General features: G+C 39.0%; 26 protein-coding genes. 9 read left to right on the top strand and 17 right to left on the bottom strand.

Going from position 1 to position 25068, the window contains the following annotated elements; genetic code table 11:
- Positions 1-7: 7 nt before the first annotated feature.
- The 6 genes from HPC41_RS17750 (at position 8) to HPC41_RS17725 (ending at position 5073) form a co-directional block, all read left to right on the top strand.
- On the top strand, positions 8-628 hold the full coding sequence (locus tag HPC41_RS17750; protein ID WP_172395342.1) for a porin family protein: 621 nt from the start codon (positions 8-10) through the stop codon (positions 626-628).
- A gap of 243 nt (positions 629-871) precedes the next feature.
- Positions 872-1798, top strand: coding sequence for a DUF6268 family outer membrane beta-barrel protein (locus HPC41_RS17745; protein WP_288809781.1), 927 nt, complete (start codon positions 872-874; stop codon positions 1796-1798).
- Positions 1795-2670 (top strand): lysophospholipid acyltransferase family protein, encoded by an 876-nt coding sequence (locus HPC41_RS17740; RefSeq protein WP_172395341.1) that lies wholly within the window; start codon positions 1795-1797, stop codon positions 2668-2670. The genes HPC41_RS17745 and HPC41_RS17740 overlap by 4 nt, the downstream gene beginning before the upstream one ends.
- Positions 2671-2735: 65 nt before the next feature.
- Entirely contained in the window at positions 2736-3122 is a 387-nt protein-coding gene (locus HPC41_RS17735; RefSeq protein ID WP_172395340.1) for a hypothetical protein, read from the top strand.
- Positions 3123-3183: 61 nt separating this feature from the next.
- The gene (locus tag HPC41_RS17730; protein WP_172395339.1) at positions 3184-4269 is read left to right on the top strand and encodes a DUF6695 family protein; all 1086 of its coding nucleotides are present in this window, start codon (positions 3184-3186) and stop codon (positions 4267-4269) included.
- 459 nt (positions 4270-4728) lie between these two features.
- On the top strand, positions 4729-5073 hold the full coding sequence (locus HPC41_RS17725; protein ID WP_172395338.1) for a hypothetical protein: 345 nt from the start codon (positions 4729-4731) through the stop codon (positions 5071-5073).
- A gap of 144 nt (positions 5074-5217) precedes the next feature.
- Here HPC41_RS17725 and HPC41_RS17720 read toward each other — a convergent pair whose 3' ends face one another.
- The 9 genes from HPC41_RS17720 to HPC41_RS17680 form a co-directional block, all read right to left on the bottom strand.
- Positions 5218-7371, bottom strand: a complete 2154-nt coding sequence (locus HPC41_RS17720) for a mechanosensitive ion channel family protein (protein ID WP_172395337.1) — start codon at positions 7369-7371, stop codon at positions 5218-5220.
- 29 nt (positions 7372-7400) lie between these two features.
- Positions 7401-7610 (bottom strand): hypothetical protein, encoded by a 210-nt coding sequence (locus HPC41_RS17715; protein ID WP_172395336.1) that lies wholly within the window; start codon positions 7608-7610, stop codon positions 7401-7403.
- Between the two features lie 233 nt (positions 7611-7843).
- The gene (locus tag HPC41_RS17710; protein ID WP_172395335.1) at positions 7844-8455 is read right to left on the bottom strand and encodes an alpha-ketoglutarate-dependent dioxygenase AlkB family protein; all 612 of its coding nucleotides are present in this window, start codon (positions 8453-8455) and stop codon (positions 7844-7846) included.
- 382 nt (positions 8456-8837) lie between these two features.
- Entirely contained in the window at positions 8838-9503 is a 666-nt protein-coding gene (locus tag HPC41_RS17705; RefSeq protein ID WP_172395334.1) for a sigma-70 family RNA polymerase sigma factor, read from the bottom strand.
- Positions 9500-9889, bottom strand: coding sequence for a hypothetical protein (locus tag HPC41_RS17700; RefSeq protein WP_172395333.1), 390 nt, complete (start codon positions 9887-9889; stop codon positions 9500-9502). The genes HPC41_RS17705 and HPC41_RS17700 overlap by 4 nt, the downstream gene beginning before the upstream one ends.
- A 396-nt stretch (positions 9890-10285) precedes the next feature.
- Entirely contained in the window at positions 10286-11752 is a 1467-nt protein-coding gene (locus HPC41_RS17695) for a sigma 54-interacting transcriptional regulator (protein WP_172395332.1), read from the bottom strand.
- A gap of 65 nt (positions 11753-11817) precedes the next feature.
- The gene (locus HPC41_RS17690; RefSeq protein ID WP_172395331.1) at positions 11818-12939 is read right to left on the bottom strand and encodes a vWA domain-containing protein; all 1122 of its coding nucleotides are present in this window, start codon (positions 12937-12939) and stop codon (positions 11818-11820) included.
- Between the two features lie 151 nt (positions 12940-13090).
- On the bottom strand, positions 13091-13414 hold the full coding sequence (locus HPC41_RS17685; protein WP_172395330.1) for a nuclear transport factor 2 family protein: 324 nt from the start codon (positions 13412-13414) through the stop codon (positions 13091-13093).
- 11 nt (positions 13415-13425) lie between these two features.
- The gene (locus HPC41_RS17680; RefSeq protein ID WP_172395329.1) at positions 13426-14217 is read right to left on the bottom strand and encodes an SDR family oxidoreductase; all 792 of its coding nucleotides are present in this window, start codon (positions 14215-14217) and stop codon (positions 13426-13428) included.
- 124 nt (positions 14218-14341) lie between these two features.
- On the opposite strand from HPC41_RS17680, the gene HPC41_RS17675 reads away from it, so the two are divergent.
- The gene (locus tag HPC41_RS17675) at positions 14342-14725 is read left to right on the top strand and encodes a winged helix-turn-helix transcriptional regulator (protein WP_172395328.1); all 384 of its coding nucleotides are present in this window, start codon (positions 14342-14344) and stop codon (positions 14723-14725) included.
- A gap of 598 nt (positions 14726-15323) precedes the next feature.
- Here HPC41_RS17675 and HPC41_RS17670 read toward each other — a convergent pair.
- The 8 genes from HPC41_RS17670 to HPC41_RS17635 form a co-directional block, all read right to left on the bottom strand.
- Positions 15324-15608 (bottom strand): hypothetical protein, encoded by a 285-nt coding sequence (locus HPC41_RS17670; RefSeq protein WP_172395327.1) that lies wholly within the window; start codon positions 15606-15608, stop codon positions 15324-15326.
- A 560-nt stretch (positions 15609-16168) separates the two neighbouring features.
- Positions 16169-17182, bottom strand: a complete 1014-nt coding sequence (locus HPC41_RS17665; RefSeq protein WP_172395326.1) for an alpha/beta hydrolase — start codon at positions 17180-17182, stop codon at positions 16169-16171.
- A complete protein-coding gene (locus HPC41_RS17660; protein ID WP_172395325.1) occupies positions 17166-18206 on the bottom strand; it encodes a pectinesterase family protein in 1041 nt (346 codons plus the stop codon). The genes HPC41_RS17665 and HPC41_RS17660 overlap by 17 nt, the downstream gene beginning before the upstream one ends.
- A 30-nt stretch (positions 18207-18236) precedes the next feature.
- The gene (locus tag HPC41_RS17655) at positions 18237-19883 is read right to left on the bottom strand and encodes a glycoside hydrolase family 43 protein (RefSeq protein ID WP_172395324.1); all 1647 of its coding nucleotides are present in this window, start codon (positions 19881-19883) and stop codon (positions 18237-18239) included.
- On the bottom strand, positions 19861-20076 hold the full coding sequence (locus HPC41_RS17650; RefSeq protein ID WP_172395323.1) for a hypothetical protein: 216 nt from the start codon (positions 20074-20076) through the stop codon (positions 19861-19863). Before HPC41_RS17650 ends, HPC41_RS17655 begins: the two co-directional genes overlap by 23 nt.
- Positions 20077-20265: 189 nt before the next feature.
- Positions 20266-21276: an NAD-dependent epimerase/dehydratase family protein gene (locus HPC41_RS17645; RefSeq protein WP_172395322.1), complete on the bottom strand. Its 1011-nt coding sequence runs from the start codon at positions 21274-21276 to the stop codon at positions 20266-20268.
- 63 nt (positions 21277-21339) lie between these two features.
- The gene (locus HPC41_RS17640; RefSeq protein WP_172395321.1) at positions 21340-21912 is read right to left on the bottom strand and encodes a Crp/Fnr family transcriptional regulator; all 573 of its coding nucleotides are present in this window, start codon (positions 21910-21912) and stop codon (positions 21340-21342) included.
- Between the two features lie 377 nt (positions 21913-22289).
- Positions 22290-23945, bottom strand: a complete 1656-nt coding sequence (locus HPC41_RS17635) for a carboxylesterase/lipase family protein (protein ID WP_172395320.1) — start codon at positions 23943-23945, stop codon at positions 22290-22292.
- Between the two features lie 584 nt (positions 23946-24529).
- On the opposite strand from HPC41_RS17635, the gene HPC41_RS17630 reads away from it, so the two are divergent.
- Positions 24530-24760, top strand: a complete 231-nt coding sequence (locus HPC41_RS17630; RefSeq protein ID WP_172395319.1) for a hypothetical protein — start codon at positions 24530-24532, stop codon at positions 24758-24760.
- Entirely contained in the window at positions 24738-24944 is a 207-nt protein-coding gene (locus HPC41_RS17625; RefSeq protein WP_246250831.1) for a hypothetical protein, read from the top strand. The genes HPC41_RS17630 and HPC41_RS17625 overlap by 23 nt, the downstream gene beginning before the upstream one ends.
- The last annotated feature ends 124 nt before the right edge of the window (positions 24945-25068 follow it).

Genomic DNA, 25068 nt, shown 5'->3' with positions numbered 1-25068 from the left:
TAGAACAATGAAAAAGAACGTATTTACATTTTTTCTCGGATTAGGCGCATTGATTTTCTCCGCTCAATTATCAGCACAAGACAACCCTGTATCAATCGGTTTCAAAGCCGGAACAAGCCTTTCCAAATATCGGCTGAGTGGTAATATGGAAGGATTCAACAGTAAAATGAACATAGGCGGTTCGGTCGGCGGTTTCATTAAATATGACCTAAGTCGAAATTTTGCGCTGCAATCGGGTGTCGATCTGTATTACAGAACCTCTAAGCTGGAGACTATAACAGATAAAACATCTAATAAAATCAAATCTTTCGGCGTGGAAATTCCACTATACGGAATTGTACAGGGTGAAATAGGGAGCGGAAAAGCCTTTATAGGAGCTGGTCCGTATATCGGCTATGGAATCATGACAAAGTCTGATGGCGTCAACCTATTCAAAAATAGCAGCGCAATAAACAGACCAACTATGAACCGCTTTGATTATGGTGTGGGTGCTATTATCGGTTATGACTTTGATAAAAATTGGCAAATAAATGCAAGTTATCAATTCGGGCTGGCAGATTTGCACAAAGCCAAAGGAGGCGCAATGAAAAACAATGGTGCATCCCTGGGATTAGCCTATAAATTTTAAGAATCAGAAATCTACTAGAAACAGATTACGTACTGAGGTTCAGAAGCATACCAAAAGCATGATACCTGATACCCGGTGCGTAATAGCTGCTTACATTGGTGCGCTTAAGAATTTATTCCATTCTTTCTATACGCAATTTCATCCTGTAGATTCTGAAATCCATGGTTAATAGCTTTCAGTGTGACCTCTTTAATCATTTTTTTGTTCAAAAGACAAAGCAAGTATAAATATAATTTTAAAATCGTGAAGTCAATAATATTATTCTTAGCAACATTAGTAATGTTGTTATCGCTAGAATCAAAAGCACAGCAGGTGTCCTTCAGGACAGAGTACATTGGAAACTCGGGCTACTATTATTTACCTCCGGGGGAGAAACCGAAAGAAAAAATCGGTAATGCAAAGGGCTCAGCCATGGTCTATCAGGGAATGTTCAGTATGCCCTTATCCATGAAATTGAATGAGAACAATCGTCCGACAGCTTGGGGAATTGGTTTTGGGGGTGCATATGTCTCCTTGAAAAACCGAAACTTTTCGCAACCCATGGTGTCTGAAATTATGAATTTACAGCTGGGACTTTATCATTTACGTCCCTTAAACGACAGGTGGTCTATGCGGGCAAGTGCGGGAATGGGCATTTTTTCTCCTACTACCGATTTTTCTAAAATTACTTTTAAAAATGTGCTCGCAAGTGGCGGTCTTGTTTTTATCCGTCATCTGAATCCGAATCTGGATATTGGCGGAGGTGCGGCGATAAATAGTTCTCTGGGTTATCCTATGATATTCCCCGCAGTTTATGTTAAATGGAAGCTCCAAGGGAAATACGATGTAAATGTTGAAGTGATCGAGGGACTCGAGTTATCCGCAGGTTATCAGTTCAACGAGAAACTCAGACTGGCATATGCACTTGAGATGAATGGGCAGGTTGCCCTTCTGCAAAAGGACGGTAAAGATGTAATATTTTCCCATCAATATATTGTTACTGGATTCCGCCCCGAAGTAAAAGTTGGGACGAAAGGGGTAACACTTACGGGGATGGCAGGCCTAAACCTGTACCGCCCCGCTACTTACAGCGACAGAACTTTGAAAGGGGTATTTGCAGGTGATAATGACTATCATTTTTCGGTCTCTCCCTATGCGTCCATTGGTTTAAAAATAAATTTTAACCAATGAAAATGAAGCAAGCCTTACAGACTGTTGCATATAGAGGTATTTATATAGTCATCTATTCCATGAGTTTGTTACCAATCGGATTTCTATATGCAACAGCTTCTTTCACTTTTTTCATTGTTTATCACTTTATTGGGTATAGGAAAGCGGTAGTATTCCAAAATATTGCACGTTCATTTCCCGAAAAACGATATGGAGAAGTACACGCTATCGCAAAAAAGTTTTATGCTTGCTTTTTCTCCTATTTTGCTGAAATTATAAAAAGTATCTCTGCTCCAGCAAAGGAGCTTGATCAAAAAATAACATTTGAGAATCTAGTGTTAGTAGAACAGTATATAAACTCGGACCGAAACGTTATTGCCTGTTTAGGACATTGTGGCAATTGGGAAATATTAAATTTCATGCCATACAAAATACGCCAGCAAATCTACGCCATTTACAGACCCCTAAGGTCTGTAACGATGGACAGATTGATGATTAAACTAAGGTCACGTTTTGGTGTGAAGCTATTAGCTGATCACACAGCAGTGCGCCATATTCTATCCAAAAACTCAGCCCCAGCTGTTTATCTTTTTCTTGCAGACCAAAGTCCGCGCACAAAAGATGAAAATTATAAATTTACCTTTTTGAATCAGCAAACATATTTTTTTTCAGGTCTGGAGAAATTGGCTCGCAAAGGGTGTACCTCAGTTATCTATCTGCATATTACACAGCTATCAAAAGGAAACTACAAAATTGCTTGCATTCCGATATGCTCCCATGCAGAACTTACGACAGAAGGCGAAATAACCCAAAAGTACATCGATCTACTAACAGAAAATATTAGGGAAGAACCGTACGGTTGGCTGTGGACACATAAACGGTGGAAACGATGACAATTTTTCTTAAAGCAGTTTTCGAGGACTGGCTTTGAAATGTGTAGTTTTAAAAGTATTTGAAAATGAAATATTTATTGATTACTGATAAAAATCAGCAAAAACAAGCTTTAATCGACAATATTGCAGAGTTTTTATGGAACAATGGAAATGAGATATATGTTCGTGCCGATTTGGGTAAAAATGAGGATTATCGAGTTATTAAGAGTCAATATGATTGTATAGTGTACTTAATTTGTAGGGATGATTCGATAGAATCTTTTTTCCCTGATGCAGATACTGGAGAGAGAAACAGCCTTAATAAAAAATTTGTACTGATTTTCTCAATAGACGGTGTATACTGCAATGCCCTCCCCTTTCCGCATAAAATTTTTCATTTTGACGGGTTGAACCAACATGAGCTGACACGTTTTTTCCTTTGGTGCGAAAACTTAAAACTATTTATCACATAGTGACTGGACACAACTTACCAAAATTCCTATTACCGTAAACTCAAATTTTAAGATAAGTTCCATGTACTCAAATATAACCTACAACGATATAGCCATTATTTTAACATGGCCAAATGCCACAATTCGTGGAGACGAAAAATGGATGATGTTTTTTAAAAAAATCGGCATTGTAAAGAATTTAAATTTTAAAGTCGGTCACACAGGTATCGTTTTAATTAAACGGGAAACCGGTGAAATGCTTTATTACGACTTTGGACGTTATATTACACCTCGGGGATACGGACGTGCACGATCCAAATTTTCCGACCCTCACTTAGACATCAATCTAAAGGTAAGGTTTGAAAACGAACACATCACTAACCTTGACGAAATTGTCGAACAGTTTGAAGCATTGAAATCTGTCTTTAATGGGGCGGGTACTCTTTACTTCTCCATCGCACGTGACATCAACTTTATGCTCGCCAAAACTTATGGTGACGACTGTGTACGTCAAGGGAGTTACCCATATGGTGCAATTTCTCATAATAATAATAATTGTTCACGCTTTATTGCACGTATGCTGAGACGCGCGTCTATACGATACAATTGGAGCCACAGCATCAATTTTCCCGAAACAATTAAAGCAAGCCCAATTAGCAATGTGGTTAATTCAGCACATGACCGGATGATATATTCTTATACTAAGGAACATGGTTTAAAGCATTTTAAAATGAATCGCTTGCAGTCCCTAGGATTTCTATTGAAGAATCTAGGCGATAGTGTAAAACTAAAAAAAGCAAAGCTTCTGCCGAATGATAAATGCATTGGCTCAATGAGCTTTTCTTATAAACCTACTACAGTACCTCATGATGCACAATATCTCGGCGGTGTGGGTGACGGGGCTTGGTTTTGTATACGACCCGCGTACAAGGATAAATGCGTCATCAGAAGGTTTACCTCAAATGGGGAATTGGAGTACGCTGTATTAGGTAAAATAAGCGAACCGATCGAACTATCACAACCGTTTGAAATTTCGTATGATAGCAACTTACTTTTTACTCATGTCAAGCAAAGCGGATGTAAAATTCGTATTAATCACGTACAACGGCTTCCTAACGAACCTTTGTCTAGGCTAAAAGAATTTATTCTTAAAAAGGTTGAAAAGTGAAATTTCCAGTGATTGCCTTCCACCAAATAAGGATACGGCCGTGTATTATTGTTCTTTTTTAAGCTTCAAAGCTATTGAAAACTTCGGATCAATTTCATATTACAGGACAAAGGACATGATTTCCAAAAAAACAAGGCTCACCTAATTGCATATAGTTCATTATCAACTATTTGCTCTCCTAATAGATTCACATACACGCTCCGTGGATATAGCGAAATTGCTTTTAGCGCCCAGGTCTATCTTATGCTCATATTTTTTCATCTTGATTTCAAGATGAGGAGTACAAATGCCCCAAATCAAGCATATATCTTTGCCCCGAAAGTGAGACACATTTATATCCAGCAAATGCAATAATTATCAGCTATTTTATTTCAAGTATAAAATGGCTCGTATTGCGTAGTTAATCAGTTAACTCTAATAGGCTTAGTGAGGTTCTTTATATAAAAAGATTTATAGACTATGAACAAAAACCAAATAACGCAAGATCAGCATCAAGGTATGCAGATCATTGCATTCGCGATTGTATCACCAACGGGTCCTGAGGATCTTCCGAACGATGTACCAAATAGTCCAGAAGAAGAATTTCCTGAAAACGAACCCGATGAAGCTCCCGAAATGCCTGATCAGGATGATTTAGGCTTTGACGAAGAGGTAGGAATTGAGGGCGAAAATGCATTTCCTGAAATTGATGAACAGGAAATTGATGATCAAGAAATTGGCGAACAGGAAGAAGCGAATGACGCAGAGGGGCTTCCAGTCCAGCCTCCGACACCACCCTCAGACTTAGATGAAACAACTATCTAGAGCGACATCGTATTATCTGACACCGCATATGGGCTAACTTTAATATTAGCCCATTGCTTATTCTTTAAATCCATAATCGCTTATATCGCAAGAAAGAAGTGTATTTTGACGTTTGGTTAGCCTTATAATTTTATAGGCAAAACGCTATGCTGAGGTAACTTTAGAATCATGAAGCATCGCTTGAACTTTTACTGCTTCGAGAAATTTACTTCGAAAACGTTCTATTTGCTGTACATTCTGGATGCCAACTTGAATTGATACAACATAGGCATCCGCTGTAATATCTTTTGTAAGGACTTTTATCGGAAGGTTGCGGTCGATCTCCTGAAAATCCACGATTGTGTCTGCCAGCCACTTTTTCCATTCCGCGATGTCGCGCCCTGTAACAATGGTGAGTTGAAGATTCAATCGGATATCTGATTCTTCAAATGTCCAATTGACCAAGCGTCCCGATAGGAGATCTCCATTCGGGATAATCACCTGCGATCCCTGATCAGTAAGTAAGGTGCTAGATCGGATGCCTACCTGCATTACTTGCCCTTTTTTGTCGGCCAGCTCCACATAATCGCCAACTTTAAAAGGACGCTCAAAAACCAAGATCACTCCGGATACAAAATTATTAATAATATTTTGTAAGCCTAAACCTATACCAACACTCAGCGCCCCCAGGATAACAGTGAGTTTATCAACTCCTAGCCCTAAAATACGGATTCCTATTAGAAAACCAACGATAAAAATGAAGACACGCACAAGAGGCAATAGTGCCGTTCGCCGTTGATTTGCCTTTGCTTCTGGCTGATCAAGCAGGTCTTTTAAATTCTTTTGAATCCAGTTGGCTGTCCATACAACAACTAAGGCCAAGAGCACATCGCCATAGGAATAAGTAATACTTCCAATTGTATGATTGCTATGCAGTAAGCGATCAAAAAGTCGGCGGACTTCACTCGTAATATGTAAGGTATTTGCCCAAACGATAATGACTAGAATAGTAGCAAAAAGCCCAATCACGCGATGAAGCGCCGCGATCATCTTTTGCTTATCAAATCGGTTGATAAAACGGCCTTCTTTCGCATTCTCATATGAATTAAGCAAATCATGGGACAACATATTCCGAAAAGCAGGCAAGGATAATGCCTGTAAAAACCCTACTCCAGCAGCTATACTGCATGTACGAGCCAAATTTAAAAATCCGAATACATTAAAAATGACAGCTAATATACTTACGACAACTAGTCCCCAACGGGCAAGGGGGCGAAGATGATCAAATGGGACTTCTCCGTCAGTTTTCTGTCCTAATGTCCACAGTAGACGGACCCCAGCCAAATTGACCAATATGACAGCAGCCCGCGTTATCCAATCGTTATCTAAGACTGAATTAGCGATAAGCAAGGCGATGTAATAAAAGAAGGCAAACTGCATCATTTTGATTTTGGAATCAGATAGCTCAGAACGAATCAGCAGATACAAAAAGCCAAAAATCAGCAAATAACTCAATTCCAGTACAAGTACCGGTACTCTAAAGGATGTGAGCGGCAAAAGAATCAGAAAGAAAACAGCGAATTTAAGAATAGGTATCCACCAAGGTTGGTTTCTATGCAACGGGAGTTTCTCTCCTGCCCCGATTGCGCGCTTGCGCATTTGATAAAGCCAGTAAAAATAAGCTATACCCAAAATCACGAGTAAAAAACGTCCGTCCCATGCGCTATCATAATAACGTTGCGATAGGCCATCCTGCTCCAGATTCTTTTGTATAATATTTTTCCAGCGATACCAAAATACCATACTTTGCTGCGTCTGAACAACTTTTTGCTGTTGCTGCGTTTTGGTACTTAAATCCTCCATATCCAGTAGCAGCGATTCAATATCCCGCTCTAAAGTAGTTACACTATCCTGGACAGTTTTCCACGCCGATGCTGTTGAGTCTTGCGGCACGGTCTGCTTACGAAGAACGTTTACTTTTCCGCGCAAAGTTACGACGGCTGGCTTCATCTTGTGGATATAGCTTTGAACTTGCGCTGGCGCTGCTTTATTCGCCTCACGTCGCTGCCAGGCGACCCCGCGTTTGACGCTGTCAAAAGTTGTATAATATTGATCTAACTCCGTACGCCACTGCTCCAAATAAGTTCTTGTGGTGGCAAGCGGATTGTTGGGCAATGAATCACGGATACTTACCGAATCAGTAGACCTGGAGATAGAATCGGGATGTTGGGCGGAAACAATAGAAAAAAAGAAGCTAAGCTGGAATATCCAACTTAGCCTTAGTACTGGGCAAATTATAGAACTTATATCCTTTAGCATATTCTTTTTTAGCTTCACATCTCTGTTCTTTAATCGGGTTTAGCCGGAGAAGGTTGCCTTTGTAAGGAATCGGTACTATCCCTTCCTAGAGAATCATTGGAAGTTACACCTATATGCCCCTCGTCAACGCTAGTTGAAGAGTCATAGCTACCATTTGCTTCATTCCCTTTGTTGCTACTATTATCACATCCCAACAGTCCAAGGGAGGCGGCTAATATCAATAAACCAATCTTTTTCATATATTTTTCAGTTTAAGTTTTCAAACTATTCGAAGATTGAACAGTATAAAAAAAGGAAAGGTTGTCACAAATTATATTTTGGGTAAAAATAGCTAGTTGCAGTAAAAGTACGTATACTTGATCGGTCGGTTCATTATTTGGGCACGCTCGAGCCTCCTGCCTAATCCAGGCCATTTTGTAATCGAATTTCGGATCTGGGAAAGGGTTGCCATTGGGTAAATAAAGACAGCATATCAATTGGTTTCTGTGATTAAACGAAAGGTTAGGTTAACACGGGCTTTCATTTTTTTTGAAGATTTTGCGATACAATGCTCCCACTTTTCTTGTAGATGGCCTTTCATAAGCAATAATGATCCATGTTTTAAAAGCAGCGAATATTTCTTTGTATGATCGTCGACTTTTCGAAAATCAAAATTGCGGGCCTGTCCAAGGCTTACCGATCCGATGACAGGTTTGTTACCCAGTTCACTCTCTCTGTCGCGGTGCCAGGCAACAGAATCATTGTTGTCACGATATAAATTCAATAGGACTGTATTGAAAGTGCACTGGAATTGTTCTTCAATCTGTACTTTCAATTCCTTTAAAGCCGTAAGCCAAGGGTTCACAAAAATGGTTTTCCCACTTATTTGATAGGTCTTACGCTCGTCACCATACCAAGCAGTCAACCTCGGTGTCAGTATCCTTCGATCGTACATCTTTTTTGAAGTCTGCTGCCAAGGTACTTCCCTCATCAACAAATTAAACAGATCATCTGCTGCTTCTTGCGAAAGGAATGTCGGCTCGAAGTGCAGTAGCTCTTCGGGAAAATTATATCCTTCATTTTCAAATAAGCTTAACTGATCCATTTCTCTTAATGTTTATCGATAACAATTTTATAACATCGATTTATTGATGCCCTTTCTCGCCGAATATTTGTTTTTTTATCACATCCTATTCTGCTTTGATAGAACAACCGGAAACAAAGAGGGTTTGCCCTTTCATCAAGAAAAAAGATCGTACCGGCCAGCAAAAGCTTTACAACAAATTACACATTGATTACCACTATCTAATAATTTCGGCTTCTCGGAAACAACAACATTTTGTCTTGCATCAGCTGATTGAAAGACCAACAATGATGAGCGCTCAGTGTTTCATCATCGATTTAAAACGGCTGTTTAACCGATACGCACGTGATGTCGAAAGGGAGCCAAGAGTAAAAAACGGAGAAATTTCTTTATTTTTTGTTCCTTAAAATTTAACAGAAATAACTGGGGATATTTCCTTAATTTTATGCATCACACGCGATACCATAGCATCACAGTAGATCAGATTAAATCCAAAAATTTCTTCTTTGAGATAAAACTTTTCAATTTCCTTTCGCAAATAGGCTTTAGCCCTATTTACACGGACTTTCACATTACTTTCGCTGATTTCTAAAAGTTCTGCTGTCTCATGAACGCTTAATCCATTGATTTCTCTTAGCGTAAATGCAGTCCTATACTCCTCCGGAATATTGAGCAGACTTTTTTCAATCACTGAATTTAGTTCTCTGTTTATCACAATATTTGACGTTTCGGTATTATGAAAATTTTCAATAACCTGACAGTTATTTTCAAGCGACTCCATGTGTTTTGAATACCATTTTTGGGTCTTACGATAGCATTGATGCAGCATTATTTTGGAGATCCAGGTACGGAAAGTTGACCTGCCTTCAAATTGATGAAGATGAGTAAATGCTTCGATATAGGTATCTTGCATCAGGTCTTGTGTATCTTCATGGTTAAAACGATACATTCTCCCGATCCGGTACAAGTACGGATTATTCCGCCGAATAATTAATTCAAAAATAGCTGTTTCTTTATTCAGAACCTTTTCAATTAATTCCTTATCAGTATATTTTACGTCTGTTTTCATCTATTATCAGTGATCGAAGCTAATCTCGTCATAGAAAAAGCTGAAATTGCCATTACTAAATCCCTCACGGCAATATCCGCAAAATTCCAGCCAGCTAGTAATGTCAATGCAATTAAAATTAGCCATGCTGAGACTATTAAACCTCCTACACTAGGTTTTACAAATACTAAAATCCCAGCGATAATTTCAATAATCCCAACAATTATCATAAATGTCGTCCCTGAAAAAGGTAGCATACCGAGAATAGAAGGATTGATATACTGTGTCCAGTCACACAGTATATGTGTGAACTTATCAAATCCCGCTACCACAGGAACGATGGTAAAAGTAAGTTTTAAAATATTGAAAACGAGTTGGACATTTTGTTTTAGTTGTATAGTTTCCATTTGATTTATTTGTAAGGGTTAAACCTATGCTTCTAAAACAATTGAGTATGGCTAAGCAAAAAAGGTTACAATTTTAAATATTATATGTTAGTTCTGCAAAGCTAATATGAGGGGCTTACTTCCTTTCCATTTTTCCGTTACCTGATCAATATAAAATAACCAGTAAACTTAGGTGAATTGTATTTTACAATCTGACCAACAATTAAAGACTATATTGTTTTCGAAATTAGCTTTTACATTGGCATTCGCCTAGCAAAGGAAAGCAAGATAACTTTTTACTAAATTGAGTTATCTTGCTCCTGTTTCAGAGAATCCATTAAGTCCTGCTTGGATAAATTAGGTCAAAACTTCCTTGATGTGAAGCCTTGCATCTTAGTAACCTTCCCTGTCAGTTTACTAAAAATTGTTTCTCAGATATCCATGAAAGTTGTCTTGAAACTGAAGACCATTGCCTAGTCTATATTTACTTAATTTGTTGTTTAGGGATAATCCCCAAAGTATAAATTCAATTAGAAAATATTGATCTTCGGGCTTTGTTTGAGGCTGGTATTGCTGTATCAATGCGTGGATTGGTGTCACTTTATCCAACACAAGCCTGTAATCTGTTTCAGAGAGTTCGTCGGACAGTTCAATACCCTCCGACTCTGAGAACCAACGCACAATATCATCATACGGATAGCGTTCGTTTTCTTTTTCCAGTTTCTCGACTTTGGGAAACAAGATGGGGAATAAACTCTTTACAGCATTTTCGATTAACTGCATAGCGACAGTAGCTGCACCTTCTTGTTCGCCTTCGTAAACGAGCTCCACTTTACCCGTTATTGCTGGCACGATCCCCATAAAATCACTTAGGCGTACAGCGGTCGATCCAATGTTATTTCTGAGCATGCGCAATTCAGCACTACTTAATAAGTTTTGGAACGCTGTAATGCTCATACGTGCGCTGACACCGCTTTTCTCGTCAACATACTCACTATCTCGAGCCTCAAAACTGATCTGTTCGATTAACTCACGCGCCAGTTCAGGAACGTATATATGTTCCTTTTGTGCGGCTTCTAAATTAGCCTCTTGAGCAGTAATTGCCTTCGCTATCTCTATTGACGTAGGATAATGTGTTAAGATCTGTGATCCTATCCGGTCCTTCAGCGGCGTCACAATACTTCCTCTATTGGTATAATCTTCCGGATTGGCGGTAAACACAAACTGTATATCTAACGGAAGGCGCAACTTAAATCCGCGAATCTGGATGTCCCCCTCTTGCAATATATTAAAAAGTGCAACTTGAATCCGGGCTTGAAGGTCGGGCAGTTCATTGATAACAAATATCGAGCGATTTGCGCGTGGAATCATGCCAAAATGAATCACGCGATCATCGGCATAGCTCAATCTCAAATTGGCCGCTTTGATAGGATCTACATCGCCGATTAAATCAGCTACAGTCACATCTGGTGTAGCAAGTTTTTCGGCAAAACGGTCACTTCTATGAAGCCAGTTTATTGCTGTATCATCACCGCTTTCCTTCAAAAGTTCCATTGCATACCGGGATATAGGTTGATAGGGATCATCATTGATCTCTGAGCCTTGTACCATTGGCACATACTCATCCAGGAGATTAACCATAAGCCGTGCTAAACGTGTCTTAGCCTGACCACGGAGTCCAAGGAAATTAATATTGTGTTTGGAGAGAATAGCTCTTTCGAGTTCGGGAATAACCGTGTCCTCATAGCCATATACGCCTGTAAACACAGTTTCTCCTTTGCTTATCTTTGCAATCAGATTTTGCCGTAATTCTTCTTTTATCGTCTTCGGTTTGTAACCTGAAGCTTTCAATGCACCAAATGTTGTAATCTTCGTATAATCCATATATTCTTATAATGAGGCGCAGAAACCACGCTAGATTAGTATCTTATTATCGTTAAAGTAATGTTTTATCGTATCCTTTTTCTACGATTTTCTTCGTAATCTTCAAAAATCATCTGCCCCAAATCTCCAAGTCCTGTGTAATAAGCCTTACCCTGATTTGACGCCGTAAATTCGTCAACAAATAACTGTAGATAGGAATCTGAAGTAATCATAAAGGTGGTGATGGGGATGCCTAACTTTCGAGCCTGTGCTGCCATGCTATAGCACTTGCTGGTAATAAATGGATCTAAACCCATTGGATTCTTATAATAGGTACCGTCCGGCATGTTTAAACAGCTCGGTTTGCCATCGGTAATCATAAATATTTGCTTGTTTGCATGTCGCTTCCGTCTAAGTATATCCATCGCTAACTGTAAGCCAGCAACGGTATTTGTATGAAACGGCCCAACCTGCAAATATGGTAGGTCTTTTATAGATATAGGCCATGCATCGTTACCGAATACGATGATGTCAAGAGAGTCTTTGGGATACCGTGTGAGGATAAGCTCTGACAAGGCCATGGCCACTTTTTTTGCAGGTGTGATCCGGTCTTCCCCGTATAAAATCATGCTGTGGCTGATATCGATCATTAACACCGTACTCATCTGCGATTTATACTGCGTATCCTCTACAACTAGGTCATTTTCTGATAATGCGAACTCTCCTATCCCATGATTAATCTGTGCATTCTTAAGGCTCTCCGTTAATGCGATTTTCTCTAAGCTATCTCCATACTGATAACTTCTAAAATCACCCATATTTTCGTCGCTCCGCCCTTGGTGATTCGTCCTATGATTGCCAGAATTTCCTTTCCGCATCTTTCCAAAAATCTGTTCCAATGCATTCTGTCGCAAAGCTTTTTCCAACTTCGAGGTGATGTCTACGCTGCCGTCGCCACCAAACTCCAATCTCTCCCTGATGTATCCTTTATTCTTCAGATCTGCAATAAAATCATCTATCGTGTAATCTGGAGTAGTCAGTTTGAACTCTCTATCCAATTGACGTAACCAATCAATGGCCTCATCAAAATCGCCCGCAGTATGCGTAATCAGCTCTTTGAAAATACTAAATAATTTATCAAAAGGGGTTTGAAACGGCTCTTCATATTGCTTAAAGAAAAAACCTCTATTTCGTTTCGTGCTTTTCATGCATTCACTTTTATTTTGATGAAGAAGCTATCCGCATAGTTGAAATCGGAATAGCTTCATTAAGTGAATTTACGAAATAATAATCCTTATTAAGAGCCTGACGTTCGTATAACAGAAAAACTGATTATCGCATGACAACAAACGATCCCATTTACACCGTAATCGTTAGTGATTGAATCAATCCTTCGACAAATTCGAGATCGTAAGTAAAAATCAATGGACTACCAGGAAATGTCCCTGATATTTCAATTTTTAATACACCTTTATTTTCATCTCCTTCAAAACTGATTGGTCTCATAACCGGATTATATTTTTTATTACCTTCAATAATCCATTGAGAGATTTTAGCTCTCCCTATATGTACTCTTCCTTCATCTAACATGATTCCTGTTTCACAAAAACAATTGGAATAAGCGACACTATCAAATTTATTTTGTGCAGTAATGAGGTTTGCTATTACTTGAGGTAAATCCATATCTTTACGAATTAAGTTGTTGGGATCGTTCCGCCATCTATGATATATTCCGTTCCCGTTAGATAGCCTGCTCGTGGAGATACAAGAAATCCTATTAATTCTGCTATTTCCTGAGGCTGAGCTGGTCGTCCATAGGGAATTCCTCCTAATGCATTCATTACACTTTGTGTTGCTTCTTCTAGTGAAATATTGGAGCTTTCTGAAATTCGTTCCATCATTCTTATGGATGCATCTGTCATAATCCATCCCGGTGAAACGGTCAATACACGTACTCCCTTGGGGGACACTTCTTTTGACAACCCCTTACTATAGTTAATTAATCCTGCTTTTGCAGCTGCATAAGGAAGTGTCGAATCATAAAGTGGTAATCTTCCCTGAATAGAGGCTATATGAATTATTACCCCCGTTTTCCCTGTTAGCATTTGAGGTAAAAAGGCTCTATCTAAACGGACTGATGCCAATAAGTTCGTTTGAATTGCTTCTATCCAATCTTTATCATCCAAAACGGCAAATCCTCCCGCCCGAGTTTCAGATCCTCCCATATTGTTAATAAGGATATCTAGTTTACCAAATCTGTCCAATAGCGCGGTGGACACTTTGGCCGTGCCTTCTGGCTTACTTAGATCCGCAGAAATAAAATGCAGATCGTTAGGTGACTCAGGTTTGTTCCGTGCTGTAATGATAACGGTGGCCCCCGCTTCTTTTAACCGCTCTGCAATAGCTTTACCAGCACCTTTGGTTCCGCCGGTTACCAAAGCAATTTTGCCGGATAATTCGTTGTAGTACTCAAATTTTTGTTCCATTTGCATTTTCTTTTGAACAAAGTTCTTGTATAATACCGGTCTGTACAAGTACGGAATTACGAATTGCATAGGGATAAATTTTTCCCCTATTGTGCCAATTCGAACATAGGGTTAACTTTGCAATATGTACGAAAGAAAAACAACACCAAACTTAAATTGCGGCCTCGATCTCATAGGTGAAGTCTTGTATGGCAAGTGGAAAATGCGTCTCCTTTGGTTTATCAACGAAGGATATCAGCGACCGAGTGAATTACAGCGAAAGATACCTGATGCTTCAAGAAGGGTATTGAATATCCAGCTGAAAGAACTCGAGGAACACGAACTGGTCAGCAAAAGGATACATCCTGTCCTCCCACCAAAAGTTGAATATAGCCTGACGGACTTCGGTCTGTCTCTAATCCCCATAATCGGTGCGCTCGGACAATGGGGAGATAAAAATGATCATAAACTGAGAGAAGTAATCACGAAGGCTTTACATCATCCCATTATATGTGAAAATATCGACTGATAAAATTTTATTTTCTTATACTATTACCTTACAAATCAATTTACTATTGATTGCGGACAATAATTTGTTAAAGTTATTTACAAATATGGTTTATTAGGGACCAATGACGTTGTCACCATAGTTGATCACGGATAGAATATGTATGAAGTATCCTTTTGGCAGTGAAAATTCACCTAATACTTCTCCGATTAAGGCAAGCTCATTTCTTGGCACAAATGTGGTTGGGCTCCAGCTATCACTGGAATTTGGAGAAAATTGGCTGAAACCAATTAACGAAAGGTTAGGTACCAAATTTCCATATCTTAATCACCAGCAGCTTGAGGAATGCAATATAATTTGCCAAAAAGTAAATCAAGTGGCTCACCGGTATATAACTGATAATCCAAATTATTCGGATTCAGGGATTAAGTTTGTAGATTTCGATAAATTTAGACAATTTATGTTCACTAAGTACGGTTGGTTATCGAAAACAAATCTACAACGTCTTTACAGCCAAAGTTGTTATTATGCCCAATAAAATATGGCGTGCTTGTTACTTAAATTAAGGTTACATATAATAAATAAGGCATTCTCAATATTCATTTGAGAATAAAAAAGACTATTTCGCCTTATCATTTTCAAATTTTTTGTAATCGGCATCAAGCTCGTCAAATTCATCATCCGAAACAGACATTTTTTGGCCATCTGCTATTCCCGCTATCCGATTGAAGATATCGACTGTTTTTCTGATAATTTCTTTTGGGAATTCATTTAACTTACCCTCTTCAATAAGTGATCTAAAAAACTTTAACTGTTTTGTATAAAAAGGTTCATCCTGATCCAAAATAGCATCATGGATCTTTCTTAAGATATCTACATGAAAATATAATTCGCTCTTTTCCATCTGTTTAAACTATTTGTTTATCAATTATTTCTTGACCAAAGTATTCATACTGCCGCCGCCAATTTCAGTTGTAATGATATAACTTTAACAATTCCTATGACAAATTAGTTCCTATAAACTGGAATTTAATACCGTGAGCTTTTGCTTAACCAATATATTGGGGAGTATGTATCCTGCCTCAAAGAATGAATATTTTTTTAAGGCAGGATTCATCGACATGATTTTCTGTTATTTCCAACCTGGGTTTTGAACCAAATTTGCATCCCTACCAACGCCATACTGCAGTATGCAAGCTCGCACACGTATCAAATTGAGATACTTTAAAATATCAGCATGGTTAATAATGAAATTGATTATCGAACTTTAAGATTCATATATTTTACCTTTTTCTATCATAATATCATAAAGTGACGTCTCTGGAACATTAAATTTTCCATTTTGGATTTTTATTAACGGCTTTTTGACTTCTACTACTTATTGTTTTTGTCCTATATAATGAAATTTGATCGTGAGCGAACGGGAAACATATGCATCAGCGATAAAACAGTTCGATAATTTTTTCAAATATCTTGGTTATTGAGGTTTATATTTTGTAAAAAACTGTCTATGTGATCAACACAGCTATCTACCCAGGGATGAAAAAGCCAAAATGGGTGTACTTGCACATCAATGGTATGCACTTCATATGCAATTCTCCAGTGTTTAAGCATTCCAACAAGCTCATTTTGTCCTGCGTGAAACCTTGGAAATCCGCTATTGATAAAAAGCATGGGGATACGTTTATCCGCTCTAGCCCAGAAGATTGGTGAAGCTTCTTTCCAAATTAACGGTTTTTCGATAAAACTTCCACCGAGCCAAAAGACATCCGGAGAATCGCTTTTACGGACTAAATTTAGTGACATGGGGGCCATAAAATCAACGACACCATCCAGATTTACAATGGCTCTAATACGCGTATTATACCCTGCATTATGCGCAGGTTCAAAACGCTCAACGTCGGCAGTTAAACCAACCAAGCTCGCTAATTGTCCTCCAGCAGAGCTCCCGGCTAGGACAAGACGGCTGCTATCAATGCCAAATTCATCGGCGTGTTCTTTTATCCATAATATAGCAGATTTAATATTAATCACTGCCTGTGGATATTTAGCTTCTAACGACAACTGATATTCTACCGGAATACATACATAACCTTTACGTGCCAATAATTGGGCAATCGGAATATCCATCTCTTTATTTCCCGACCGCCAGCCTCCACCGTGTATCCACAAAATAGCGGTTCGCTTTTCTTTATCGCTGGGTCTAATAATGTCCAAATGCAAATCCCTATCTCCATATACTGTAGCTGGCAAATGTGCATACACAAGGTTCCTCCATTCTATCAACCCTCTCGAATTATCAACTGCAGGTTTTATGTGGGGATGTTCCTTTTTTATTTGACGCCATACACGCAAGGTATTATAAGTTGTATCTTTTGGAATCAACTTTTCTTGCGCCTGCACAGGACATCTTGATAATAAGAAACAGATTATGCAGCTGCTGGTTAATACAATCGCCAGACTATCTTTCCGTTTCATTGAGCATCTTTTTAATGTTCCAATCTCCCATTACCTTTTCTAACTCATACTCACCGCGTTTAGCAGCAGATAGCTGGTGTGACCAAGCTGTTCGCTTCGAAAGATCTTTAGCTCCACCGCCCCTAGAGCCTAATTCAGCATAAAAAACGGTTTTTTCTTTCTGAGGGAACAGTTTGTCCCCCTTCCATTCATTCCAACCTTCTGGAACAATATGCTCCCCTAAATAACAGTCTATTAAAACAGTACGGGCATAGGGACGCCAAGGTCTTCCCAAAAATACTTTACTGACAGACGTATCCGATCTCAAAAAATCACACTGATGAAAGACATATCCATAAGCTTGTCCAATCGGCGTAGATGCGGCTGTGACGTAGGAATTTCCTAAAGAGATCATCTTGCAATTTGCAAAAAATGATGTCCCAGGACCAAAAATAAAATCTGTAGTTCCACTGATATAACAATTGGAGAAATAACTTCTACTGTTTCCTTTGCCAAGGTATAATGTATCCTGAAATCCCAATAAACGACAATTTACAACGGCGATACAATCGCCTTCCAGATGAAGAGCTACAGCTTGCCCCACAGGTCCGGCTGCATTCTCGATACTGATATTCTTTATTAAAACGCCACTGGCCCTTACCAATAATGTATAACTGCTGAATGTGCCCAATTTGGTCTGTCCTGTCTCATCCGGACATGCTTTTATCTTACCCGCATAGTCATCAAATACAATTTTCGTTTCCATGGCGTCTTCTCCAACAAGTTGAAGATTTTCCAAATAGGCTGGAATTACTATCTTTTCGTGGTAAACGCCTTTCTTTACCAAAATTCGGACGGAATGTTCACCACGGAAAGCGCGCACCGTATTGATTGCTGCTTGTATACTTTTAAAATCTCCATTTCCTTGTTTATCTACCGTAATCACTTCCGTTGGAGCGCATCTTACCTGCCCGCTACACAGCAATAGCAGTGAAAAAATTAAACATAAATAAAATAGTTCTTTTATTGCAATACGTTTATTCATCCCTTTGTTGTTGATTATTTTTGACTGTATTTATTTGCTTATTCGAAACCAATCTACCTCCGCATACCCACTGTCATTAATCTGTTTATCCCGACTAGCATACAAGCCAAGAGTAGCACCTATCCATTTCCCGGGTTTAGCTTGGAAGGATTTCTCTACCTCCAGATACTTTTTTCCATCAGTACTATACGACCAGCTACAATTATGTCCATCTTTGACCTGTACACGCAGGTAAACAAAATCATCTGACAAATCAGTCAACAGCCGTGTGCTTTCTTCGTTACCGGCATAAGATTTCATACAACTTCCATAATATAGATGAAAGACTCCATTATCTCTACGAATAAAAAGTTGGCTATAATCCTCACCCACAACTACAAAACCTGCTTTTTCTGCTAAATCTTTTTCATTTGGTCGTAGCCGAATCTTAGCCGTTGCAACGAAATTATCAGCAGGAAATTTTTGTGTCAGAATATTTGGCAGAGCCATTAGATTTTTGCTCCCATGAGGAAGCTGCTGACTATAGAGACGCAGGCTTCCTTTCTGTGACGGCATTAACCAATTACCGTCAGGATTAGCCTGCCATTGCCATTGCAGACCCAAGTTAGGCGTTTCAAATTCGTCTGACTCCTGTGGATTTACTTGTGGGAACAGTTGCTTGCCAACATTCGGCTTTGTATAGGTCATAACTGGTGTGCCAATGCCATCTCCATCTTTATCTTCTCCTATGACCGGCCAATCTGCTCTCCATACCATGGGTTGTAAATGCACAACACGTCCCATGGCATCCTTGTCCTGAAAATGAAAAAACCAGTCTTCGCCACTAGGTGTATCCACCCAGGCCCCTTGATGAGGGCCATTTACCGTTGAGTTGTTCTGCGCCATTACAATCTTGCGCTCATAAGGTCCATATATATTTTTTGACCTTAGGATAAGTTGCCAGCCTGTTGCTACACCGCCTGCTGGAGCAAACAAATAATAATACCCATTTCGCTTATAAACTTTCGGTCCCTCTATGGTTGGATCCAGCTCGTGTCCATCATAGACTATTGTGCCCCTGTCCAATACACTTGTTCCCTCGGTGTTCATCTGAGCGATTCCAATCACACTCTTCAGGCCCGCTCGGCTACCCGCGTAGGCATAAGCTAAATAGGATTTGCCATCCTCGTCCCAAAATGGACAGGGATCAATTAATCCTTTTCCTTCAAAAACCAAACTTGGCTTGGACCATGCCCCTCGAATATCTTTCGTCTTAATCTGGTAAATGCCAAAATCTGGATCGGGGTAATAGATATAAAACTCATCATTGTGGTAACGTATCGACGGCGCCCATACTCCCCCACCATGCTGTACTTGATTAAATACCGATTCAGGGACCTGTCGCTTTAGAGCATGCCCGATTATTGTCCAGTTAATCATATCTTTTGAATGAAGAATAGGCAATCCAGGGCTATGATTGAAGCTAGACGCAATCATGTAATAGTCCTCTCCAACACGTATAGCATCTGGATCTGAATAATCCGCATTTATTATAGGATTTTTAAACTTTCCATTACCCAAATCGGGATTCCAGACCTGGGAGTTATAGTATTGTCCAAATGTAAAAGAAACTGAACTCAACGTGAGGTAGCCTAATAAAGCTGTACGTTTCCATCTATTTTTCCAAATGTCTACCATAAAATTTGTTTATAAAGGTTTCTATTGTAATTCGATTTTTCTGCAAATTCATCCCAGCTTCAGATTCTCCAGCATCATTTTTTTGACCTGAGTACCCTTCTTTTTGCTTCATGTCTGAAGCTTTACCTCCTATACTCCAATAAGCCATAGTCCCAAAATAGCCTTCTTTTGACTCCTCAATAAAAAAGAACAAAAATTTTGAATTTTTATCAAAATAGAGAAACGATACCTTTTATACTATGAACAGGAAACTGGTTATCACACCAAGATAATTATTATTTAGATTTTCCGTTCGAGATTTCTACGCAATCGTTCTCATTAATAATCCTATTCATCGGTCGAATACCTCGCGATGCCAATACAACTAAAATCATAAAGCATGCTAAAGCAGCTCTTTGTGCTGCATAAGATAAGCAAGTGCTTCTTTAACTGCTTGTTCGCTACTTTTTGGATTAAATCCTAGTTCCATTCGAGCCTTAGAAATATCAAAGTCTTGTTGGAGACCAGAAAACATAGCAATATCTTTAATGGTGATCAATGGTGGGTTCCCCTTTAGCTTTGCAATAAATTGCATTAGTCCGGCAATCGCGTAAAGCACAAACTTAGGAACAGCGGCCGGAATACTAAGTTTTAGTTCAGGATAAAGTTTTTGTGCTAATTTGGTGGTATCTGTAATACTCATACACTTTTCATTGGTAAGTATATACCGTTCTCCCGTTTTCCCTTTCTCTGCCGCTAGGTAGCAACCTTCGGCTACATCTTTTACATCTACCCAATTAAGAGTAATACCAGTGTCTACCGGAATCTGTTTGGTCAAAATCAATCGTAACACGCTGTAGGAAACATTTAGAGGAAGAAAGGCCTCACTGCCAATCATCGCTCCCGGCATTACGGAAACCAGTTCTACACCGAGTTCTGCTGCCAATTTAAAAGCCAGTCTTTCTCCATCATTCTTAGAATTATAATAGGCATCCCTGCGATCAGAGTTGTAACCATTACTTTCTTTAATTGGCAAATTATTGTAGTCCAAAGCTGCTATGGAACTCACATAAATGATTCTTTTGACTCCAGCCTCAGCAGCAGCTTCAATAGTATTACGTGTTCCTTGCATATTCACCTCGTAGATCTCTTGCTGAGGATCTTTAGCCCATAGCTTAAAAGCTGCACCTACTGCATAGAAGGTCTCAACGCCATTAAGTGCTCGTACGAAAGAAGCTTTGTCAGTAATGTCTGCATGGACGACTTCGCAATTCAGCTCTTTGAAACAATTGTAGTTTCTATTATTACGCACCGAAGCGCGTACGTCAAAGCCTTTTTTTATTAATAGTCTTACTAGATTGTTGCCCAAATGTCCGTTAGCGCCGGACACCAATACCAAATTTTTATTTGTCATGTGTATGGTTTTAAATGATAAGGCAAAGTTCCACCTCGTAAATTTAAAATCGCTTCACAAATGTTACTTAATGATATTTCTGCGGATACGACTCAAACTTTTAGCGTTCATACCCAAAAAAGAAGCAATATACTGCATTGGTACATTGTGTAATAATTCCGGATGCTCTGTCATCAATTTCAGATATCGTTTGTCTGCAGTAAGAGTTGCAAGCTCCTTCGACCTTTGCTCATTATACGACAATGACTCCTGAAACACATAGATGCTAAAATCTTTGAATGAAGGTATTTGTATTAAAAGGTCTAGGTTTTTCTTGCTAATGCGCAATAATTCACATTCGGTAATACATTCTAGATTTTCATCTGATCGGGTTTGACTATTGAAATTTATATACGAGGTGATAAAACCCGGCGGGCAGTTAATATGTGTAGTCACTTCATCACCCTTATCATTATAATGAAACAAACGAACAAATCCCGATACAACAAAATATAAATATGTTGGAATCTTTCCCTCCTCTTCGAGGATATGGTTTTTGGAGCACAAAACGGGTTCCGTAAAACGCTTGCACAGATCCTTTTCCAAATCAGAAAGAGCCACATGTTGTGTAATAAGTTCGATAAACTTTGCGTGCATTATTGCTATTAAATTGCTTCTCTAGTATTTTTTACCGATCAATATCCCTTGTATTGACAGTTGTGCAAATTAGCAAAAAGGTTGCTCATTGCAAGTAACTGTATGATCAAAAGGATTGCGCGAAAGCATTTAAACTGCCTAAGCGATATCTTCTATTTTATAAATGCAATTGAACGCTGCAAATCACCATTCCATTGCATGCAGCAAACAAACATTTCATAGAATATGATAACTCAAACTAACGCTAAGTATTTAGCAAAGAAACTTAAAAGCGCATTTCCCAGTATTCGAGGTTTTAGCGTTTCAACCTTTTTGGAAATCATATGAATTTCTATTTTTTGCCATATTTTTCTTTTTAACCAGGTAATACTAACAATCTACTTACCCACCTTAGCCTGATGTTCCTTTTCGACAAATAAACCATCAAGAAAAAGATACCTATCTCTAAATTCTTCAGGAGATGCCTGTGCCTCAACATTTAAGTTAAGTATATTCATAAGCTTGTCTGTAGCTGTGGTTTTTGGCCATATAGCAAGATCCCCCCCATTGGGATTGCCGGTTTTAATGAAATTCATAAAATAGCCCTGTCCGAGCTGTGATACTTTGTAATCTTCTTCCGTCCAAGCAAAAACATCATTACTCTTCAGGTTTCCCAATAGGTATTCGATATCGCTGGCATGAGAAGCTCCCAGTAGAGCTGGCGGCAGGTTCCCTTTGTCCGTAGCATTGGCAGATTTTTTACTTATCCCTCCAGCAAGTCCTGTCTGCACATCGCTATAGGCTGGGCTCATCGGCGGGCGTGCCTTGCTAAACGTATAGACGTATACTGGCTGACCGCTATTCTTTCGTTGTAGCTCGAGCCACTTCCAAGTACTATAAACAATAAAATTATCGCTGGCCAGGGCAGTGGCTGACTTAATAACCTCATTTTCTGTTTTTCCGGGATACAATTTGAGTACGTCATCAGCTTTAGCGCCGAACTGCTCTCGTACTAACCTTTCATAGTTGTCCGGTGATGGATAGGATTTTCCCATGAAGGCAGCATAAGGAGCTTCTGTAGAGGTCCAGCCGGCAAGCAGAGGAACTTTCGACTGTTCTCCCTCTTCAAATATCTCAAGTGGTGATTTAGGAAAAAAATAGCCGTCTACGATCAAACGTGTCATAAAAGCACCGGGCTCACTTGCGCGGTCTAGTAGTTCATTTGCAGGAATTTTACGCAACTGACTAAGGTTTTGCGCATTTACCTTGGTGGCAAATGCGATACCTTGTTGTTCTTGTTCTACAAGGGAAACAGTACCATATCTCAAATTAAAAACACTTCCACTTTGACCAATGGCACGCTTAAACAATCCCTTAGAAAGAGGACTACCCATCTGGGCAGATACAGACATACTTCCAGCTGATTCCCCACCAATAGTAATTTCATCAGGATCCCCACCAAAAGCAGATATATTTTTTTGAACCCATTTTAATGCAGCATACTGATCTAAAAGACCATAATTTCCCGAGGCATGTCTCGGTGATTCCTTGGTCAATTCTGGATGGGCAAAAAAACCAAAGATTCCCAAACGGTAATTGACTGTAACAACAACTATCCCTGCTTTGGCAAAACTCTCGCCATCGTAACGGTTTTCTGATCCATCTCCCGCATTGAAACCACCACCATAAAAATAAACTAAAACGGGAAGTTTACCTGTGATTCCTACTTTTGGTCTCCAAACATTCAGGTAGAGGCAATCTTCACTTATGCCCGGTGAGCGAAATCTCATATCACCATAGATTGGTTTCTGCATCGGTGAGCTTCCAAAACCATCCATCTTACGAATTCCTGTCCAATGATCGGCTGGTTGTGGCTCCTTCCAGCGAAGATCTCCTATGGGTGGTTTTGCATAAGGAATTCCACGAAATGTTTCCACTCCACTGGACAACGTAATTCCTTCTATAGCTCCCTCGTCAACCTTTACCTGCGGCTTTTGAGCAAAAACAAATGATATAGCCAGGCAAGCGGCAATGGTAAAAAAAGTCTTTATCATAATAATATTCTTTTTAACTCATGCTTTAATATTCAGCAGGTTAAAATACTAAATAAAATTAAAACAAATGCACTAAAACCCGACTGGATGTTGCAATCGCCTTGATAATTGTTACGGTCCATCTCTTTATATTTTATATCTTAAAAGAAACAAAGGTATACATGCTATTTCTTAGCTTTGTAAACGGCCTAAGTTGATTTTCCATCCTATAGCCTTTTGAAGTTTGCGTCTTTACATCCTACCAAACAAAAAAAAGAGCGTACCCAATTGCAGAATACACTCCTTTAGCAGGCTATAGGAACTTTGATAATATAATAGGGGTATTTAACCGTGAGCCGTCACGGCAACTTCAATCCCTTCTTGTCAAAGTATTAGCTTCTCATCGTACTGTTGTTTTACAAATGGTATTGTCGCTAAGTTTGCTAAACCTAATATCGAAGAAACCTGAATGATATGGCTGCTTTTCTGATTCCTCATGATTGGTAAGTAGTACTGCTTGATTAAGCCATCAGCAAGCGAATATTACTATTGATTCTGAATTACCAATTACTCTTGCTACATTTGTTTTCAAAATTAAACACAATATGCCAAAAGAAACAAAAGCGGGCCTTTATCAAGGAACCATAGAAAAAGATGCGAATGGAAATTACTTTTGTGGCCCTTATCTATTGGATTATCAAACCGTAGAAGCTTATTTTAAATTAGGTGATCGGGTCAGCTTAAAGAGTATCATCAAAAATACCAGCCGTAAGAGTATGGAAACCTATCCAGAAAAATCAATGAAGTTTTCATTTGCAACGGAAAATCACAATTAAAGGTATTATTGCTTATCGTAATATCTTTCCCCAGGTTATCGCGCTTATCGATAGTGGACGTATGCCAGTGGAAAAACTTGTGACACGCAAAATAATCTTAGACAATATCGTTTCGGAAGGATTTGAAGCTTTGGTTAATGATCCCACCGAAGTCAAAATATTAATTGACATACAGAAAAATTAACGCCATTAAGATACGGACGATACGAGAATAATAAGCAACCTATAGAAAAAATAATGTCATACATATAAATCTGGCCGCTTGGATGTCCCAGGCGGCCAGATTTATTCCGTTTGCCAAATCTTTT

This window comes from Sphingobacterium prati (assembly GCF_013167215.1).
Classification (GTDB): domain Bacteria; phylum Bacteroidota; class Bacteroidia; order Sphingobacteriales; family Sphingobacteriaceae; genus Sphingobacterium; species Sphingobacterium prati.
Note: the sequence above shows the minus strand (reverse complement) of the source record. Positions and strands in the feature narration are given on the sequence as shown.